Here is a 16,435-nt window from a genome sequence, read left to right as displayed (position 1 = left end):
TTACGGTATCGAATACCCAGTAATGTGACGACTTGTAAGATTGACACATTGCTTTTGTTTTATACACACCATATATGCAGCTGGCGTTGCGCTATAAGTCAGCCATTGATCTTTTGAAATCTGTTTTGTAGCCACTTTATTTAAGTGAGTAATAACATCACCTACTTTTATCCCCGCATATTGCCCAGGTAAATTAGGCATAACGTAGCGTACCAAAAATTCACCCGAGAGTAACTTTCGTACTTCTAACCCCATTAGGTTATAACGTGACGTGATAGGGCGATTATCTAAGGGAGTTAAATATAACGTTTCAGTGAAGTAATCAACAGTTGTAATGAACTGATTAAATATGCCATTACCAATGACCCAATAGTCTTCCTCATCTACATGTTCAATTAAATTTGTTCTGACGTTTGGCAAAGTCAACGTACCAAAACTCACGCTAGGGAGTGTAACGCGTTGATGCTCGGCTTTTCCGCTGAGACCGATATCTGCTCCAGTTACTTGGGCGTTGGGAAGTGTTAAATCGTTATTGATAGGGTATTGTGCACTGAGTTTGAAATAATGCCGGCTTCCAGTATCAATAATGACGTCATTTTTAGCGATATGACCCTGACCAAAGTCAATTCTTCCCTCCAGGTATAGTTTACTCATGAAAATATCGAACGGGAGAGAATATGTATTTTTAGTTGCAATTGTAGGGCTGTTTGATACGGTCACTTGCTTCGCTTCTTTGTTAAATGTCCAAGCAAAATGACGCATTAAATCATGACCAATAACGCCATCAAAAATTAGCTCATCCTCACGTTGAAAATAATGAGTCTTGCTTGCTTTGATAAATGCGCCTTGAAAACCCTGAACTTCGATATCGCCAAACCTTAAAGAGCGCATAGTCGTTTGATAACTTTTGCTATCTTCTTGGTCACCCCAGCCGCTTAATTCTAAATCGTAGCCTCTTGGTAAGTTCAAACTGCGAACTTTTGGCGTATCAAACAGCACTGTAAATGAAGCGCCTGTGTCTACCATAAACTTGAAATTATCAACGCCATTGATACTGCCGTAAACATACGTTTTTTCGCCAATATAATCAGTTTTGATATTAATCTGGTTCAATTGTGCGTGCCAGGTTGGCACTACATCATCATTTGCGCTGCGTAACTTTAAAATGTTGATCACACTGCAGCCATTGAGTGAAATAAATAGTAAAGTTATTATGACCAGTCTTTGATAATTGGTTATCACATTTATACCCCTAGAATACGTCGAGTACACAATGTTAGGGAGTAAGGTGTGAAGAGAATGTGAAAGCATAGCAGTGCAGCATTTCAAAGGTATACTCTCTCTAATGCTCCAGCGCTGCGATTACTGTGGTTGACCAATAGGGTGATAGACTTTGCATTTATGTTTAAGGAGGGAGTATTGAAATGATTGTGATTGACAAAAAAGATCCGCAAAATGTCAGCGGATCAACTTTTTATAACGATTGAAATCGTTGCGCAAATACGTTATTTATATATTTCTTACTTAGTACGCTGGCTCACATACACGAACACGACGAGTTTCAGTTTTTACTGTATGGGTATCAACATCGCCTCTTACATTCTTACCTTCACGCCACCAATACTCGCACTGCTCACCGTTTACTGGGTAATAGCTTTCCCATGTATGTGACATCCATCGCGTTCCGCAGCTAGGCATGCTTCCTTCTTGCGTAAATGTTCTTTTTATTCTTAAGTCTTTCTCTAAAGACACTTTACGCCAGTACTTAGTCGGGCAATTACGGCTTGGGTTACTATTAAAGTGAAAGTACGGTAAACCATAGTACTCAAAAGCAACTTCGTACTCACATTCAACCGTATGTACTTGTACTTACTGGTTTTCGTACCAACAGATCTCGGGTGCGCGATCTTCTGGTGCAGCTAAAGCGCCGGTTGAAAGTAGGACTGTAGCAAGACTCATTGCGAGTGTGTTTTTTTAACATGATCATTCCTTTTTTATTTAAGTTAATTGAGCAAAAATAATACTAAAGGGTCTTTATGTTATTAATATTTTATAAATAATACAGCTGTGTTACGGTTTGATTTTAGGGACTGTGAGATTTATTGAAAGCTACCCGGATGCTTTCTTGATTTGGTACTTACTTTTACGTCATTCAATATAAAAACGACTTTTCTTCGATAATCTGTTTGCTTTACGTGCAGTACTTGATTCCTTTATCTAAACTTTAAAATAATTATGAGAAAGGATTCACCATGGATATAAAAAGCTTTTCTGACGAACTTAAACTTCTTGTAGTCGACAAATTATTATTTGGCGGCTTGGTATTCGCATGCGTATTTTTGGTCCAATCAGAGTATGAACAATTTAACAATGAACGGGCTTTTAAAATTGAAGTTACGAAAATCACTTGGGCTTTAACAGATACAAGTATTTCAAAGCTTAATACTTGTTCAGAGCAATTGGCTGCCACTATTTTACATGTTTATCAAGGGGCAACACTAAGTTCAATTGATAGAAACAAAGCATACGAAAATATTATGTGCATTGAATTACAAAGTGAGGCGTTAGCTTCTCACTTAGATACAAACATTAATGGTGAAGAAACGGAACTGATTTCAGAGCTTCAAATTACGAGCTCTGTAGATCAAAAGAAAGCTTTGTTTGAAACGTTTAAGTCGAGGCAAGTAGAAAGAATTAACACGATTAAACAAGCGTTACTCAGAAAAGCGGAAAAAGAATTTGACCAAAAAGGATAAGTAAATGAAATACTTTACCAGGATCTTTTTGATACTATTACTATTGGCTGCAAATATGGCTAACGGGCAAAGTGATCCATATTATACAACGGCTAGATCATTTGGGCTTTCCATTATGCCTGAAAAGAAAGGGCTGGGAGAATATAGACACTCCGTCATCACTTTTTTGCCAAGATCATTTTTGTTATTTATTGATGATAGAAACATGGCCACTAAAAATATTTATGGGCAACGGTATATTAAAGTTAAATCACAAGATGGCGTGCAATTGTGGGTATTGGAAGCTACCGTTTCTAAAAGTACAGCAAAGCAAAAATTTAAAAACGCGAGTGTACATTTTAATACAACAACGGTTGTTTGCAGAATAGAACAATGTGATTCTTCAATAGATGATCATACCTATGAAATATGGGGCAGCGAAGTCTTAGAGGTTGACGAAAATTACGAAAGTTCAACTTGGTTTAAGTTGAACTGGATAAGAAATGGTACCGCTTTTACGGGTTATATTCGAAAGAGTAAATTAAAGAAACTGAATGATGAAGGTAGTATCACGTTTTCTAACGAACAGCACCCAAAGTATACAATTGAAGTGTCTAAAAACTTTAAAGCGTCCAAGAAGTGTGGTGATATTTATAATTATGGCGAATCAAAAACCTTTGGCCGTAAATTGGCTCTTTGGGAAAAGCAGTTAATTGTCCAAGCAGGCATTGGAACGGTAACCGTTGATGGGCTAAGGATCAATTTTGAACGTTTAGTGGGAAATAAGGAAGAACTGCATTACTTTCGTACTTACAAAATAACAGACAATGATTCTGGTCAAACATATTCTTTGGTTGCTCAGATTCAATATGCTTGTAAGTTAGATGGTGGACTTACTGTTCTGCAAAAAATCAAAAATGTTAATTTAATTCAAGAAGGAGAGATTGAATATAATTTATCTGATTTTGATGTGGCGTTAGAATTATCTAATGAGTTACAAACCCCTGATTATCTATGGAGTATCAATACTCGTGTACATTACTTCGAACTACTTAAAAGGTTGTCTGAGACGCTAAAGAATCGGGCTTTAGCTGGATATTTCCTCTCAGAATTCAATCGTTCTTGCCCAAGTAATCTGCGAGGTTCACTGAAGTGTCGCAAACATGATTACGGTAAGTAGGGCTGTAGCAGGGACTTAATAATGATCAAATAAAAATGACACGATATGCTGAAGGGGGTTATTACTCAGAATGCTGAATTAGAATCTATTTGCAAGGGTAAATAGGGATATGGAAAAGCACGGATCTTTAACTTTGGAATAATTTTCAATTATTAAATGGTACAACCGAGTGGATTCGAACCACCGACCCCTACCATGTCAAGGTAGTGCTCTAACCAACTGAGCTACGGTTGTATTATACATATTCTCTTTAGAAAGAGTTGGTACGACCGAGTGGATTCGAACCACCGACCCCCACCATGTCAAGGTGGTGCTCTAACCAACTGAGCTACGGTCGTACTATAGTGTTGTTATGTAATGAATATTACGTTGCAACGGCGGCTAATATATAGCGACTCAGCGTTTTGATCAAGCGAGTTTTCCATATTTTTGTTTGTTTGCCCTTTTTTTATTCATTGAGGACGAATTTTGCACGTTTTGTAGAAAGTTTGCCACCATTTGACGTGTGATATTGCACTCGATTTTAACTGTGTAAGTAAAGATTGTGGGTTATTTTCATCAACCCATAGCACTAACTCAGGGTGATTCTGCCATAGCGCGGCCAAAAAAGGCGATACTTTTTGAAGCATACTTGTCAGTTGGGCTTGGTAGCCCTGTAATTGACCTAAATAATATTTTGAAAAAATATTATTTAGGATGTGTGCTTTTTGTTTGTTTTTGCCGGACGGGCAAACTGTGTTCTCTATATCTACTGTGTGTAACCAGGCAGAGGTAGCCTGGTTCAATAAAACTTGTTGCCGCGCTGAAGTAATAACGCGCTGAACAAATGCATTTTTATGAAGTTTTTTAAGTGCTGTCGTAATTTCAGTTGCCTCTAGGTTTTCTATTTTATCTTTTTGACTAAGCAGCTGTTTGAGTTGCACAAGTTGCGCGAGTGCTTCCAGTGTTTGATTTTGTAATTCTGAGTATCTATCGAAGGATACCTCAGTTGCAGCTAAATGGGTAAACTGCTTGAGCTCTCGTTCTGAAAAAAGCATATGCTCGAAAAATAGGCTAAGTTGGTGTTGTTTTTCTCTTCGTGCTTCAAGTATCTTATCCTTAATTAATGGGTTGTTTGTTTGCTCGTTATTTATACATTCATCGGCTTGTTGTACAAACTGAATACTGTATTTAAGCGCTTCACTTGGCAGCTGCACTTTACCTAATTGATTGTTTCTTTTTGCAATAGTTTGACTGAGCCGACAATGGTTTATGCTGGCCAGTTCAATAATAGAAATGCTTAGGGTTGATGTGGGTCTAGTAACGTTTGGATGATGTAATGGCCCAGAGTCTGGTATGTCTGGCGTTGTGCTATTGAGTGCAGTGCTAAGTCTGTTTTGATACTCATGATAAATCTCACTGGGCTGGGGTGAGCAGCCAGTGAGAGTAAATATACTTAAGCTAATCAGTGCTAATTTTAACAAGTCGACTCCTTACACTCAATAAGAGTAAAACTGCGGCAATACTTAAACCAACAATGATACCTATCCAGAATCCTCTGGGGCCCATCGCGGTAACTAAAAGGTCTGTTTTAGTTAATACGTAACCGAGTGTAAAACCGATAACCCAATATGATAAAAAGGTGATCGCGGCAATGGGCTGGGTATGCTTTAAACCTCGTAATACACCATTTGCTGCAACTTGCAAAGCATCAGGTAACTGATAGATGCAAGCTAAAATAATGATGCTGGAAGCAAGTAATGCAACATTCTCGTCTTTTGTGTACAGAATGACAATGGCATCTCTGGCTATGAAAGTAATAAAGGCAACAAAGAACGCAATCATTACTGCAAGTAATAAGCTGGTGTTGATGGCTGATTTAAGCTGAGTATGGGCTTGTTGGCCTGATAGATTACCAATTCGAATAGTTATGGCCATTGATAGGCTCAATGGCATCATAAATAATATAACACTGACACTTGCCGCAATTTGATGGCCAGACACCGCAGTCGCACCTAAATCAGCAATAAACAGGGGGATGCATGCAAATAACGTCACCTCAAAAAAAGTAGCTAAACAAATAGGTAAACCAAGCTTGGTTATGTAACTCAGAGTTTTAATTTTAGGGGGTTCAAATCGATGGAGCAGCCATTTTCCTTTGAGCTTTTTACTGTTGAAACTATATATGAATTGAGCCAAGGCCATCACCCAAAATACTAAGGCTGTGGCGAGACCACATCCAGCACTTCCAAGTGCTGGCATTCCTAACTTGCCATAAATGAAGACATAGTTAGCCACGACATTTATGCATAAGCCAACAATGCTAATGTAAAAAGCAGGTTTCGTCAGGCCAACTCCTTCTGTGACATTCCTATAAACAGAAAATAGTAAAAACCCCAAAATGCCCCATTTTACAAAGTCGATGTAACTTTGTGCTAATGTGGTGATCTCCGTGGTTGTACCTAAATTGTCGAATACCGATGGCGTAAAGTTGGCCAATATAAAGCCAAATGTGGAAAGAATTAAGCACAAGTATATGCTTTGTTGGAAGTAGTGTTTAATGCCTTTTTGATCTTTGGCACCAAAGCAGTGTGCAACAATACTTGTTAAAGCTAGTAGAATACCTTGTAAAGAAAATACTAATGGATTCCAAAGACCTGTCGCGATTGACAGTGCAGCTAAATCATTAGTGCTCACTTGACCTGCCATTATTGTGTCAACAACCGACATTAATACCAGCATTATCTGAGCTAAAAAAACAGGGGTGGCGAGCTGGAGTAAGCGTTTAGCTTCCCAATAACTGAACTTCATAATGATACTGCATTCACAAAAATACAATATTAGCGTTAGAAAGCATGAAAAAGCCAGACAATTAGATGAAATGACTTAGAATTTTTAGATGTTCAGGGTATCGGTTTGTTTAATTTTATGGTGTCTGCCGACTAAATAAAACGAAGTGGAAAAACGGGGAATTGCTGTTTAAGAAGAACTTAAAGTCCGCCGGTTAGGTTTTATGGCTTGTGATACGTTATTTTTGGTGTGGTAATCATTTTATATACGACCGTTTCGTTTAAACTCGACTTCGACATGCCGCCACGTCATGTAATCTTGAAATATAAACATGCGCTTAAGATGCCTTTAGCCAATTGCCACAATAAGGTATCATTACTTTCTTAAACGTCTCGCTAAGGTATTCTATGTTTACAGGTATTGTACAAACTCAAGCTACGGTTATTTCGTGTAACAAATCAGGGGGGGTTTTGAGGCTCGTACTATCAGTCTCCAGTAATTACCTTAATCACTTAGATATTGGAGCGAGTATCGCGATTAATGGCTGTTGCTTAACGGTTGTACGTTATGAGGTTAGTCCTCAAGATGTGGTAGGGCAGGTCTATTTTGACGTAATAGACGAGTCACTGAAACTGACTAATTTAGGGTTTTTACAGCGAGGCTTCAAAGTAAATTTTGAGCGTTCATTGACCTTTGGTACTGAGCTCGGTGGTCATATTGTATCTGGTCATATCCATTGTATGGCAAAGATAAAAGCCATTGTGAAAGATCATGATAATTGTCGAGTGCAATTGAGTCTCCCAAACGAGTGGCTTAAATTTGTATTATATAAGGGCTTTATAACCATTAATGGTGCAAGCTTGACGGTAGGTGAAGTGAATGCCACTGGCTTTTGGTTGCATTTAATTCCGGAGACATTGAGCATTACTAATTTGGGGCGTGCAGTTGAAGGTGACTTCTTGAATATAGAAGTCGACCAACAAACTTATACGATTGTTAATACAGTAGAAAATTATTTACGTAAAAGCACGCAAATTGCGCAGTAGAGCCGCAGTATTCCTTCTGCCTCATATTAGAATATTTGTTCATCATCACTATCAACATGTAATTCAAGTTTATTAAAAGCTCGATCAATATGCATGTTTAAATGGATCGGGTTGCAACAAGCTGCACAGTCTTCATAAAAATCTTGATCACCTTCACTGGTATCAAGGCTAACAAAGATATGATGGCCGCAATGTGGGCAACTAATACGTTGGTCATAAACAGTTTTCATTTGGCTCTCCATTAGGTCTTATTAACCTAATTATTGCGCTAATTTAAATATAGCAGCTAATGCCAATATGACAGCTTTATTGCTGTTATTTTAATATGTCGTGGATGTGCTGTTTAGCTTGATGCAGGTAGCTACCGGCAAACAAGTTGGCTTTGAGTAAGATAGGGTATAATTGATAAATTTCTTTACGGCGGTTATCGTCAGAAAGTTTGTTTTGAAATGCATAGTAGCCTTGATAGAACTCATCAGGGAGGGCGGAGCACAGCTCTGCCATAGCTAAATCTACCTCGCTGTCTCCATAGTAGCACGCAGGATTAAACAAGCAGGGTTTACCATGACTAAATGCAATGTTGTTGTGTGACAGCTGGCCATGAATGAGAGATGGCGTGATGTGATGAGGCAATAAGGTTTTGATGGTCGCAACAAATTCATCAATATTAACAAGCATGATGCCTTTTTCAGCCAGGAGTTGCAGTTGCCAACCAATTCGATCTTCTGCAAAAAAAGTTTCCCATTTTTTATGCCATTGATTAGGTTGAAGTACTTGTTGAATGTAATTATCTTGTTCTAAGCCAAACATTTTTTGTTCATGACGCTGATGCATTTTTGCAAGTAACGCACCGCATTCGTGCCAGTTATCCATGTTATCACTGGTATCTAACCACTCTAATACGATAAAGCTAAAATCTAAGCTGGTACCTATGGTAATGGGATCACAGATAAGAAAATCACTATCCCGAGTCATAAGTTCGAGTGCGCTGGCTTCTGATTCAAATCGCTCTAAAGCTGTCAGTCGATCAACTTTCACTAAAAAGGTATGTTTGTCATTTGAAATTCTGTACAGCTTTTCGGCGCTGGGAGACGCAAGTAGTGCCTTATGCGTAAATTCAAATGATGTATGAAGTGCGTCAGAGATTTGTTGATTAACCATATTCCACATTTGAGATATTACCTGAAAACGACAACTGGTTAACTCAAACTATGGTTGAAAACGAAAAGAACTCAAATGAATAGAGCACTTTTTTCATAACTACCACCAATTAGGGAATCAACTTACACGACAATGGGTCAATAACTGCAAAAAACTAAAAATAAGATGAGGCGTATATTTTTTTTTGACAAATGTATAGAATGCCGCGGTAATAAATATAAGGTGCACAAATGAATAAAAGCTTAATAACAAATATCGTTGCGGCAATATGTGTTGCTCTCGGATACCTTACTGGCCACTCAATCGTGTTTACTATCGGTATTTTTGCGCTTTCAGGGGCTATTACCAACTTACTTGCTATTCATATGCTATTTGAAAAAGTGCCTTTGCTCTATGGATCTGGCGTTATAACGTTGAAGTTTAAAGAATTTAAACAGTCAATTAGACGTTTGATCCTCGAAGAGTTTTTTGATAAAGAGAAAGTATCCAATGTTTTGCAGAATCAACAGGATAATATTGATCTTGAGCCAGTTATTAAGAAGGTCGATTTGGACCCTGCTTTTGACACCTTAATAACTGTAATTGAGTCGTCTCAGTTTGGCCCAATGCTCACGATGTTTGGGGGAAGTGAAGCGCTACAGCCAATGCGCAGTACATTTGTTGAAAAAATGAAAGAAACATTGGTAGAAATAACGGAAGAACCGCAATTTAAATCGTTACTTGTCACTGAATTACTGGGCGGAAATTCGACATCAGTACACGATACCATTGAACAAGCAGTCGATGAGCGTTTAGATGAGCTGACACCCACAATGGTAAAAGACATTATTCAAAATATGATTAAAACGCACTTAGGGTGGTTGGTCGTATGGGGTGGTGTTTTTGGTGGGCTATTTGGTTTAGTTGCGGCAATCATTAATATCTCTTAGTTAGTAAAAAATAGAAAAATTAATGCGTGAAACATCCGTTAAACGCATTAATTTATGTTTGTAATCCATCTATTTCGAACCAGATATAACAAGTGTTGTTTGTGTGTTGTTCATTGATGCAGATAAATCTCTGATATGTGTACTGGTTGTCATGTCAATATTTAGAAAATTAGCTGAGTTTTCTAGGTTGTAAAGTGTCGCAAAAGTATCAATAGACATGTTGTTACAAGCTAAACGGTTAGTGAGGACCGGGCGGCTAATGTTATGCTCTCGAACTTCTTTGCGTAACGTTAATTTATGATTTGATGCAACAGCCATACACAATTGTGTTGCAGGTGTATTGTCAGCGGCAATAAATTCATGTGCTAGAGATGAAGACGATGCCAATAAGATTGCTGCGCTGCTTAGTACTGTTATTACATTCATGGGTGTGCTCCATTTGATTTTGGTCTGTAGACACCACTAAGTATTGCGGGTTTAAAAATGAATGCTGTAAAGCAATTTCGTCAGAGTGTAACTAAGTGTGTTAGTGTGAATGGTAGCTTATAAGGAATTGTTTTTAAGGAGAAAAATTGCGCAGTCATTGACACATTTTTCCATTTTTTTTTCAAAAAAAAACATGTTTACACTTTGTTATCAGTAATTTTTCTTTACGCTAGCAGTTCTTTAAAATTTAAAACTAATTATGTAAATTTATGTCAAAAAACTTCGAAGCTTTATCAAAATATTACCAAAATGGGTTAGCAAAATCGGTTGAGTTTAACCAGTGTTGTTATTATTGCGGCTGTGAGGCGACGCACGTTGACTATTGCCCTCCATTGCAGCACTGCGAGCTCGTCATTGAGTTTTCAGAAACCGCTGACTTTATTACTGTGCCCAGTTGTTATGAATGCCATGGCTTACTACTGGGTCAAAGGTTGCTCACACTGAATGAACGAATCAAAGCACTTAAAAGTAGCTTAGCGAAAAAGTATGCTCAGGCAGTACGCGTTTATAATGTGTGGGAACACGATGAACTCGCGCAGATGAGTCCTGAGTTTCATACCAGTATTGAGGCCGGTATGCGTTTGGGCAAAGAAACGCAAATACGGCTAGATTTCCCAAGTTATATATTGGAGATATCAGGTGCTGAAGTGAAAGTGCCAACAGCTAAAGTGGAGTTTTGTGTTGGTGAACAATATTTTGATGATTTTAAAAGTGCATTAGCGTTTTGCTATGCGAATTACACGTTACAAAAAAGCCAATTTTATGATTTGTTGGTGGGCGAATGTGCAGGTGATTTTAATAAAGCCATTAGTAAATATATGCATAGGCATAAGAAACCAGCTAAAACAGCACAGACGTCAGATCTAATTAAACAGTTTGCGAAAGAGCATAAACAAAACTCAGATTTTGTTGCAAGAGCGAGCGAACAGTTGCTAAAACGACATGCTGAACTTGACCTAGAGGGTGCACTTGCTAAGTTATATGAAGACTATATAGCACCAAAGCGTAATTAAAATCGATAAAACTCATCGTGAATTATTGCGTTTCAAGGTATTTAAATCGCCTTTTCACGATGAATTAGTTACAGTGAAAAAAAACAGAAGAGATGACAACAATGCAAAAATTTGCTCCCTCCGTATTAGTGTTAGCACTTGGTGCTGCGCTGGCGGGCTGTCAAGACCAAGGCCCGCAAAAAGACCACGTTAAAATAAACAAAAACCCATATCCAAGTACTTATGCTGTCTCTGACAGCAGTTCGACTTTGATCACGAATGCGACGGTACTCACCGGTACAGGTGAAAGATTAGATGCAGCTGATGTTTACATTGTTGATGGTAAAATTAGCCAAGTAGGCAAAGACCTAAATGTTAGCGCTGATAATACTGTTGATGCGCAAGGTAAGTGGGTTACGCCTGGCATCATTGACGTTCATTCTCATTTAGGCGCATATCCTAGTCCATCTGTTGAATCTCACCAAGATGGCAATGAGATGACTAGCCCAAATACTGCAGAGGTATGGGTTGAGCATTCGGTTTGGCCTCAAGATCCGGGCTTTAATCGAGCGCGAGAAGGCGGGATCACCACATTACAAATTTTACCTGGTTCAGCGAATTTATTCGGTGGGCGAGGTGTTACATTGAAAAATGTTCCTGCACACACAATGCAAGGAATGAAATTTCCAGACGCACCCTACGGTTTAAAAATGGCGTGTGGTGAAAATCCAAAACGTGTATATGGCTCAAATAAGATAGCGCCGCAAACACGTATGGGTAACATGGCTGGGTATCGTCAAGCTTGGATTGAAGCAACAGAATACAAATTAGCGTGGGAGCAGTACGATGCAGCCCATGCAGCAGGATTAAACCCTGATGCGCCTAAGCGAGACATTAAATATGATACATTGCGCGGCGTTTTAGACGGCGAAGTTATGATACATAACCATTGCTATAAAGCTGAAGAAATGGCCATGATGATCGACTTAGGTAAAGAGTTTAATTATCATGCTGGTACGTTCCATCATGGTATAGAAGCTTATAAAGTTGCTGATTTATTAGCCGATAACGGCAATTGTGCGGCACTTTGGCCAGATTGGTGGGGCTTCAAAATGGAAGCTTATGATATGGTACAAGAAAATGTTGCGATCGTAGATGCGGTGAAAAATTCTTGTGCCGTTGTGCACTCTGATTCAGATACTACGATTCAACGTCTAAATCATGAGGCTTCGAAGGTTATGCACACAGCTAATCGTAAAGGCTTTGACTTGAAAGAGCAGGATGCAATTAAGTGGATCACTTACAATGCGGCCAAATCGCTTGGTGTTGAAAAAGAAACTGGGTCATTGAGCCAAGGTAAGCAAGCAGATGTGGTTATTTGGGATAAAAACCCGTTTAGTGTATATGCAAAAGCAGAGACTGTTTATGTTGACGGCGCGAAGGTTTATGATCGAAATGATGATAAATATCAAGCAGTTAGTGATTTTATGCTTGGTCAGAGATAGGAGTGCACACCATGACAAAATTTAAATTATCGTTAATTACCGGTGCCTTACTTGCTAGCTCTTCAGCATTTGCACAGGTTACTGCAATTACCAATGCCACAGTGCATACATCAACAGAGCAGGGTATTTTAAAAGATGCTACTGTGGTGATTGAAGGTGGTAAAATTACCGCAATTAATCCTAGTAATGTTAATGCTGATATCACAATTGATGCGAATGATCGAATCCTAACACCAGGTTTTATCGGGTCTATGAATCAGTTGGGGTTAGTTGAAGTTGGTGCAGTTGCGGGCTCTCGTGATGCAGGAGATGACAAAGCGGGAGTTGACTTCGATACCAGCAGCGCATTTAATCCTCGCTCATCATTAATCCCTTATGCACGTAAAGGGGGAGTTACGCAAAACGTCGCTGTGCCATACGGCGGGGACAGCATTTTTGCAGGGCTAGGCTTTGTTGCTGATTTAAGTGGTGAATTTGGCAGTGTAACAGACAAGCATACTGCGCTCGTGGTGCATTTGGGGGGCAAAAGTAAAGGCTCACGCGCTCTATCATATAAGCAACTAGTTGATAAGCTTGAAGAGCGTCAGCAAGCTTTGGCTAAAAAAGATGACAAGAAAGATAAAGATAAGAAGCCTTCGCTAGAAGAGACAGTATTAACGCAAGTTCTGAATGGCCAAATGCCATTGGTAACGCATTTAACTCGCGCTTCAGATATTCTTGAAATTATTAAAATCAAAGAACAATTTGGTATTAATTTGATCATATGGGGCGCAGACGATGCGCAGCTAGTGAAATCTCAATTGGCGAAAGCAAAAGTACCGGTGATCATTAGTGCCGTTTCGAACCTTCCCACTAGCTTTGATTCGCTTCATGCGAGCTTAGAAACGGCTGGAGCCCTTGAAAAAGCTGGGGTGAAGGTTATATTGTCAATCGGTGGTGACGGTAGTCATAATGTGTATCAATTGCGCTTTGATGCTGGTATTGCGGTGTCTAATGGCATGAGCCATGAAGGGGCGATTAAAGCGCTGACAGCCAATGTTGCAGAAAGTTTTGGTATTGAAGGTGGTAAAATAGCAAAAGGTGAAAGAGCCGATTTAGTACTTTGGAGTGCGGATCCATTTGAGATCAGTACTCATGTACAAAAGATGTGGATCAATGGTATCGAAGTCACGACAGAGTCTCGCCATGACAAATTAAGAGACCGCTATACAACTGAGTCTAAATTACCGAGAGCTTACACTAAGTAAGTTTTAAGTATGACAGGTCTAAAGATGGGCTTGTTAGTGAATAAAAAGGCGCTATTTAGCGCCTTTTTTACGAATTAATTCACACAATAATCAAGTAGAAATGATGTAGAGTTTGAGTTTATATGCAACGGGCAGGTTTAGGTAATCCAGCAATTTTAGTTGCTTGTTTAGCAGGTCCTTTTGGAAATAGCTTATATAAATACATACTATTCCCCTTGTCTTCACCGAGTGCTTTAGCCATAGCTTTGACCAGCATTCTAATCGCTGGACTCGTACTATACTCTTCATAAAAACCACGCACAAAGTGAATGACTTCCCAGTGTGCGTCACTTAATTCAATATTTTCTTTTTCTGCAATGATAGGTGCTAATTCAGGTGACCATTGAGTATGGTCAATCAAATAGCCCTGTTTATCAGTATCAATAGTTCGATGATTAATTTCTAGCATAGTTACCAAGTAATCGTTTTCTTTGCGCTATCGATGAGTTGAACCCATTCAATATCGCTAATAGCTGAGAAGGGAGCTTGCAATTCAACACCTCTTGTAGAAAGGCATTGAGACAATATATAACCATTATCGGTTAAGTTCTTAAAACTTGTTTGATCATAACATGCATCAGCAATTAATAGGATCCTATCGGTGTCACTGAGCAGCATAGAAATAGTATGTGTGTTGTAGTGACTCAACGGTCTAGAGAAAATGTGAATGGTATTTATCATTATAGTGTTACCACCTGATCTTGTTGGCTCAAGAGTTGGCGCTGCTGTGCTTGACTGATTACGGTCACATCAATACTTAATTGGTCGGGATCTAGGTTAAATTGCTTTAGTGCAGTTTCACATACATATATATTTTCTACATCATATATTTCAAGCGTTTTAATTGATTTAAAGAAATCTTTAATACCAAGTTGTTGAGGTGACTGTTTAGGTTTTAAGGCCATGACGGCCGAGCCTTGGAACAACCAACTCACATGTTGGTCTATTGCGGCAAAAATCAAGGTCATATCTAACGCATCACGTATATGCATACCATCAAATGGACTGTGATCACTAATAATCATTATATTCTTCATTTGAATTGTATCCATTTGTCTGATGTTGCGCTGAGCATGGCAAACTCTGCAAGACCTGCAACTTTAAATATACCTGTATTTGTAGTATCAATACCGCGCTTTTCCGCTGCGGTTACACAAAGCATGAGTGTGATACCTCTATCTGCTAATGCTTGCCAAATAGCCGCAATATCTAATTCATCACTGGCTAGCTCAACATGCTGCGACGCATGATAGACACCATCTTGATACAAAAAGATGCACGGAATATGATGGCCGTCGTCTAGTGCTGCATGTGCAAAGCGGGATAGGTTATTCAGAGTTGCGTGATCAGATACGCTTGAATGCAAAGAAAGTACAAATTTACTCAAAGCTAGCCCATAAAAAAAGCCCCAATATGGGGCTTAGTTTACCAGAACAAACTGGTTAGTCATCATTTGCACCTAAAAGTGCAAGTAATGACGTGAATAAGTTATAGATATTTAAGTATAGACTAACAGTTGCCATAACATAATTAGTCTCACCACCATTTACGATACGGCTTGTATCATAAAGGATTAAACCAGACATCAATAATACCACCGCGGCATTGATAGCCATGAATGCGATGCTGCTACCGATGAAAATATTAACAATGCTAGAAATAATAACGACAATTAAGCCGACGGTTAAAAATCCACCCATGAATGAGAAGTCTTTCTTGGTTGTTAAAGCGTAAGCAGATAAGCCAAAAAAGATGAGAGCTGTGGAGCCGAGAGCCTGCATTATTAACAGTGTACCGTTAGGCATTGCAGCATAATGGTTAAGTAATGGTCCTAAACCGAAACCCATAATACCTGTAAATAAGAATACTAAACTTATTGCAGAAGATGAGTTCGCTTTTTTCTGGATCAGAAATATAAGACCAAAGCCAATCAATGAACAAACAATACCTGTAAAACGAGGTAGAGCCATCGTCATTGAAATAGCTGCAGTGACTGCGCTAAAAGCAAGCGTCATAGCTAATAGAAAGTACGTGTTTTTAAGTACCTTATTAGTTTCGATTGTCGACATAGCTGGTTGAGCTGTGCCATATGAGTGATTAAACGCCATGTTAAACTCCTTAAGTGAAACAATGTTCCGATAATTAAACTGTATTAAGATTACCAAGAGTTATATGGTTGGGCAAACTTTGTCGATCAAATAGAGTCTGTAAAAATCAAAAAGTTCCAATTATTTGTGGCTGTTGCCGTATGTTTATACAAATGTACTGTTTTTTAATCAGTTGAGCGGTTTTTTTAAAAAAAAGCTTCACATTCTCCAAGGGATTCACTAATATTCGCCCCGCTGC

At 38.8% G+C, this 16,435-nt stretch carries 19 protein-coding genes and 2 tRNA genes; 7 read left to right on the top strand and 14 right to left on the bottom strand.

Features of this window, described 5'->3' with window-relative positions:
* Entirely contained in the window at positions 1 to 1,176 is a 1,176-nt protein-coding gene (locus J8L98_RS23725) for an aspartyl protease family protein (protein WP_210998519.1), read from the bottom strand.
* Positions 1,177 to 1,524: 348 nt separating this feature from the next.
* Positions 1,525 to 1,752 carry a hypothetical protein gene (locus tag J8L98_RS23720; RefSeq protein WP_210998518.1) on the bottom strand — a complete coding sequence of 76 codons (228 nt, stop codon included), beginning with the start codon at positions 1,750 to 1,752 and terminating at the stop codon, positions 1,525 to 1,527.
* A 500-nt stretch (positions 1,753 to 2,252) separates the two neighbouring features.
* Here J8L98_RS23720 and J8L98_RS23715 point away from each other — a divergent pair, with 500 nt between their 5' ends.
* Together J8L98_RS23715 and J8L98_RS23710 are read left to right on the top strand one after the other, a co-directional pair.
* Positions 2,253 to 2,756, top strand: a complete 504-nt coding sequence (locus tag J8L98_RS23715; protein WP_210998517.1) for a hypothetical protein — start codon at positions 2,253 to 2,255, stop codon at positions 2,754 to 2,756.
* 4 nt (positions 2,757 to 2,760) lie between these two features.
* Positions 2,761 to 3,915, top strand: coding sequence for a hypothetical protein (locus tag J8L98_RS23710; RefSeq protein ID WP_210998516.1), 1,155 nt, complete (start codon positions 2,761 to 2,763; stop codon positions 3,913 to 3,915).
* A gap of 157 nt (positions 3,916 to 4,072) precedes the next feature.
* Here the strand turns inward: J8L98_RS23710 and J8L98_RS23705 are convergent.
* The 4 genes from J8L98_RS23705 to J8L98_RS23690 all read right to left on the bottom strand — a co-directional run bounded on the left by J8L98_RS23705 (position 4,073) and on the right by J8L98_RS23690 (position 6,705).
* Positions 4,073 to 4,149, bottom strand: a tRNA-Val gene (locus J8L98_RS23705).
* A gap of 27 nt (positions 4,150 to 4,176) precedes the next feature.
* A tRNA-Val gene (locus J8L98_RS23700) sits at positions 4,177 to 4,253 on the bottom strand.
* A gap of 114 nt (positions 4,254 to 4,367) precedes the next feature.
* Positions 4,368 to 5,378, bottom strand: a complete 1,011-nt coding sequence (locus J8L98_RS23695) for a DUF3080 family protein (protein WP_210998515.1) — start codon at positions 5,376 to 5,378, stop codon at positions 4,368 to 4,370.
* Positions 5,356 to 6,705 (bottom strand): MATE family efflux transporter, encoded by a 1,350-nt coding sequence (locus J8L98_RS23690; protein ID WP_210998514.1) that lies wholly within the window; start codon positions 6,703 to 6,705, stop codon positions 5,356 to 5,358. Before J8L98_RS23690 ends, J8L98_RS23695 begins: the two co-directional genes overlap by 23 nt.
* A gap of 386 nt (positions 6,706 to 7,091) precedes the next feature.
* Here J8L98_RS23690 and J8L98_RS23685 point away from each other — a divergent pair, with 386 nt between their 5' ends.
* Positions 7,092 to 7,730 (top strand): riboflavin synthase subunit alpha, encoded by a 639-nt coding sequence (locus J8L98_RS23685; protein ID WP_210998513.1) that lies wholly within the window; start codon positions 7,092 to 7,094, stop codon positions 7,728 to 7,730.
* Between the two features lie 26 nt (positions 7,731 to 7,756).
* Here the strand turns inward: J8L98_RS23685 and J8L98_RS23680 are convergent, their stop codons facing one another.
* Positions 7,757 to 7,960 carry a CPXCG motif-containing cysteine-rich protein gene (locus tag J8L98_RS23680; RefSeq protein WP_119860407.1) on the bottom strand — a complete coding sequence of 68 codons (204 nt, stop codon included), beginning with the start codon at positions 7,958 to 7,960 and terminating at the stop codon, positions 7,757 to 7,759.
* An 85-nt stretch (positions 7,961 to 8,045) separates the two neighbouring features.
* Positions 8,046 to 8,900 (bottom strand): fructosamine kinase family protein, encoded by an 855-nt coding sequence (locus J8L98_RS23675; RefSeq protein WP_210998512.1) that lies wholly within the window; start codon positions 8,898 to 8,900, stop codon positions 8,046 to 8,048.
* Positions 8,901 to 9,121: 221 nt separating this feature from the next.
* On the opposite strand from J8L98_RS23675, the gene J8L98_RS23670 reads away from it, so the two are divergent.
* Positions 9,122 to 9,820, top strand: a complete 699-nt coding sequence (locus J8L98_RS23670) for a DUF445 domain-containing protein (RefSeq protein ID WP_210998511.1) — start codon at positions 9,122 to 9,124, stop codon at positions 9,818 to 9,820.
* 69 nt (positions 9,821 to 9,889) lie between these two features.
* Here the strand turns inward: J8L98_RS23670 and J8L98_RS23665 are convergent, their stop codons facing one another.
* The gene (locus J8L98_RS23665) at positions 9,890 to 10,246 is read right to left on the bottom strand and encodes a DUF3718 domain-containing protein (protein ID WP_210998510.1); all 357 of its coding nucleotides are present in this window, start codon (positions 10,244 to 10,246) and stop codon (positions 9,890 to 9,892) included.
* Between the two features lie 269 nt (positions 10,247 to 10,515).
* Between J8L98_RS23665 and J8L98_RS23660 the strand changes: the two genes are divergently transcribed.
* The 3 genes from J8L98_RS23660 to J8L98_RS23650 all read left to right on the top strand — a co-directional run bounded on the left by J8L98_RS23660 (position 10,516) and on the right by J8L98_RS23650 (position 14,050).
* Entirely contained in the window at positions 10,516 to 11,319 is an 804-nt protein-coding gene (locus tag J8L98_RS23660) for a hypothetical protein (protein WP_210998509.1), read from the top strand.
* A 101-nt stretch (positions 11,320 to 11,420) separates the two neighbouring features.
* A complete protein-coding gene (locus tag J8L98_RS23655) occupies positions 11,421 to 12,803 on the top strand; it encodes an amidohydrolase (protein ID WP_210998508.1) in 1,383 nt (460 codons plus the stop codon).
* 11 nt (positions 12,804 to 12,814) lie between these two features.
* Positions 12,815 to 14,050 carry an amidohydrolase family protein gene (locus tag J8L98_RS23650; protein WP_210998507.1) on the top strand — a complete coding sequence of 412 codons (1,236 nt, stop codon included), beginning with the start codon at positions 12,815 to 12,817 and terminating at the stop codon, positions 14,048 to 14,050.
* Positions 14,051 to 14,168: 118 nt separating this feature from the next.
* On the opposite strand, the gene J8L98_RS23645 is transcribed toward J8L98_RS23650, so the two are convergent.
* The 5 genes from J8L98_RS23645 to J8L98_RS23625 are packed head-to-tail and all read right to left on the bottom strand — an operon-like array spanning position 14,169 to position 16,197.
* The gene (locus J8L98_RS23645; protein WP_192507213.1) at positions 14,169 to 14,498 is read right to left on the bottom strand and encodes a TusE/DsrC/DsvC family sulfur relay protein; all 330 of its coding nucleotides are present in this window, start codon (positions 14,496 to 14,498) and stop codon (positions 14,169 to 14,171) included.
* 2 nt (positions 14,499 to 14,500) lie between these two features.
* Entirely contained in the window at positions 14,501 to 14,770 is a 270-nt protein-coding gene (locus J8L98_RS23640; protein WP_210998506.1) for a hypothetical protein, read from the bottom strand.
* Positions 14,770 to 15,126: a sulfurtransferase complex subunit TusC gene (tusC, locus tag J8L98_RS23635; protein WP_210998505.1), complete on the bottom strand. Its 357-nt coding sequence runs from the start codon at positions 15,124 to 15,126 to the stop codon at positions 14,770 to 14,772. The genes J8L98_RS23640 and tusC overlap by 1 nt, the downstream gene beginning before the upstream one ends.
* The gene (gene tusD, locus J8L98_RS23630; RefSeq protein WP_210998504.1) at positions 15,123 to 15,476 is read right to left on the bottom strand and encodes a sulfurtransferase complex subunit TusD; all 354 of its coding nucleotides are present in this window, start codon (positions 15,474 to 15,476) and stop codon (positions 15,123 to 15,125) included. Before tusD ends, tusC begins: the two co-directional genes overlap by 4 nt.
* A 55-nt stretch (positions 15,477 to 15,531) precedes the next feature.
* Positions 15,532 to 16,197, bottom strand: a complete 666-nt coding sequence (locus J8L98_RS23625) for a Bax inhibitor-1/YccA family protein (protein WP_192507217.1) — start codon at positions 16,195 to 16,197, stop codon at positions 15,532 to 15,534.
* Positions 16,198 to 16,435 lie beyond the last annotated feature (238 nt).

The organism is Pseudoalteromonas sp. MMG013 (genome assembly GCF_018100885.1).
GTDB lineage: Bacteria > Pseudomonadota > Gammaproteobacteria > Enterobacterales > Alteromonadaceae > Pseudoalteromonas > Pseudoalteromonas aurantia.
Note: the sequence above shows the minus strand (reverse complement) of the source record. Positions and strands in the feature narration are given on the sequence as shown.

Bases quoted from the DNA above. Each gene is read 5' to 3' on its own strand.
- J8L98_RS23715 (WP_210998517.1), top strand. From the start codon at position 2,253: ATGGATATAAAAAGCTTTTCTGACGAACTTAAACTTCTTGTAGTCGAC.
- J8L98_RS23710 (WP_210998516.1), top strand. From the start codon at position 2,761: ATGAAATACTTTACCAGGATCTTTTTGATACTATTACTATTGGCTGCA.
- J8L98_RS23690 (WP_210998514.1), bottom strand. From the start codon at position 6,705: ATGAAGTTCAGTTATTGGGAAGCTAAACGCTTACTCCAGCTCGCCACC.
- J8L98_RS23685 (WP_210998513.1), top strand. From the start codon at position 7,092: ATGTTTACAGGTATTGTACAAACTCAAGCTACGGTTATTTCGTGTAAC.
- J8L98_RS23680 (WP_119860407.1), bottom strand. From the start codon at position 7,960: ATGAAAACTGTTTATGACCAACGTATTAGTTGCCCACATTGCGGCCAT.
- J8L98_RS23675 (WP_210998512.1), bottom strand. From the start codon at position 8,900: ATGTGGAATATGGTTAATCAACAAATCTCTGACGCACTTCATACATCA.
- J8L98_RS23670 (WP_210998511.1), top strand. From the start codon at position 9,122: ATGAATAAAAGCTTAATAACAAATATCGTTGCGGCAATATGTGTTGCT.
- J8L98_RS23665 (WP_210998510.1), bottom strand. From the start codon at position 10,246: ATGAATGTAATAACAGTACTAAGCAGCGCAGCAATCTTATTGGCATCG.
- J8L98_RS23660 (WP_210998509.1), top strand. From the start codon at position 10,516: ATGTCAAAAAACTTCGAAGCTTTATCAAAATATTACCAAAATGGGTTA.
- J8L98_RS23655 (WP_210998508.1), top strand. From the start codon at position 11,421: ATGCAAAAATTTGCTCCCTCCGTATTAGTGTTAGCACTTGGTGCTGCG.
- J8L98_RS23650 (WP_210998507.1), top strand. From the start codon at position 12,815: ATGACAAAATTTAAATTATCGTTAATTACCGGTGCCTTACTTGCTAGC.
- J8L98_RS23645 (WP_192507213.1), bottom strand. From the start codon at position 14,498: ATGCTAGAAATTAATCATCGAACTATTGATACTGATAAACAGGGCTAT.
- J8L98_RS23640 (WP_210998506.1), bottom strand. From the start codon at position 14,770: ATGATAAATACCATTCACATTTTCTCTAGACCGTTGAGTCACTACAAC.
- tusC (WP_210998505.1), bottom strand. From the start codon at position 15,126: ATGAAGAATATAATGATTATTAGTGATCACAGTCCATTTGATGGTATG.
- J8L98_RS23625 (WP_192507217.1), bottom strand. From the start codon at position 16,197: ATGGCGTTTAATCACTCATATGGCACAGCTCAACCAGCTATGTCGACA.